Source organism: Agaribacillus sp. DX54, assembly GCF_056858335.1.
In genome coordinates this window covers 1-1,238 of sequence record NZ_JBXEQE010000098.1, presented here as the reverse complement: position 1 = coordinate 1,238, position 1,238 = coordinate 1, and the positions used below count along the sequence as shown (strand labels likewise).

Genomic DNA, 1,238 nt, shown 5'->3' with positions numbered 1-1,238 from the left:
CCAGATCGCAGCTAGCTGTGTTTCTGCCTCTGTCCTTGGGGCCACGTATTCTTTGCTGGACAAGGCTGAACTGTCCAATTCCGGTAAGGCCTTCCTGTCCAGCTTGCCATTGGCTGTTAAGGGCATCTCGTTTAGCTGCACCCACAAGCGGGGCACCATATACCCTGGTAAGCTTTGTTGTAATTGTTCCTGTAGGGCTTCCTTGTCCAGATCTCCCTCCATCACCACGTAGCCGACCAATCGCTTACTGCCATTCTCATCCTGCCTGGCCCACACACAAGATTGATTTACTTCTGGTAACAAGGATAATGCGTTTTCGATCTCTCCCAGCTCAATGCGGTAACCTTGGATCTTGACCTGGTTGTCCTTTCTGCCGATAAACTCAATGGTACCATCGGGCAGCCACCGGGCCAGATCGCCCGTTCTGTACATCCGCTCTCCTGTCTTAAATGGATTATCAACAAACTTCTCTGCTGTTAAGGATTCCCGGTTTAGATACCCCCGAGCCAATCCTAAACCAGCAATGCACAATTCCCCGACTACTGCTGTCGGTAATAATTTATTATCATGGCTCAATATATAAATTTGTGTATTGGCTATTGGCTGGCCAATATCTGCCTGGTCAGTATCTTCCTTCATTTCATTTTGACTTGAAGTTACGGTTGATTCAGTAGGCCCAAATTCATTAATGATCCTTACTCCCTTATTTCCCCAAGTATTGAATATCTCTCTATCGAACACATCTCCACCACTGATTATTCGTTTCAAGCTACTTCCTGTTATAAAGGGGAGTTCTCTCAAAAATGATGGCACTGCGTGGAGGTGTGTAATTTTTTTATCCACAAGTAGTTGAGTAACGCTTTCTATATCTAACAATATATCTTTAGGTACTATATGTAGAGTAGCACCATTCAATAAGGGTAAATACATTTGCTCTACCGAAGCGTCAAAAGAAAAACCAGAAAAAGCTAAAAACTGATCCTCAGCAGTAATTTGGAAATAATTCGTTTGACAATAAAGAAGGTTGGACACATTTTTATGTTCTATCAAAACCCCCTTGGGCCTTCCGGTACTCCCTGATGTATAGATGACATAGGCCAGATGATCCGGTGAAGGGACGCTCTTTAGCTTTTTGGCAGATCTCTTGGATATCTTAGCCCAATCGCTATCCAACAAAACAATATCCAGATTGTCCCGGTGCGAAAAGGTGGCTGAGCACTCACTGGCACTGATCAGGA

1 protein-coding gene is annotated in these 1,238 nt (G+C 44.4%); it reads right to left on the bottom strand.

Annotated elements, in window-relative coordinates; translation table 11 throughout:
• Positions 1-1,238: amino acid adenylation domain-containing protein (locus AC04NP_RS30485; RefSeq protein ID WP_482863908.1), on the bottom strand; the 1,238-nt coding region annotated here is incomplete at both ends.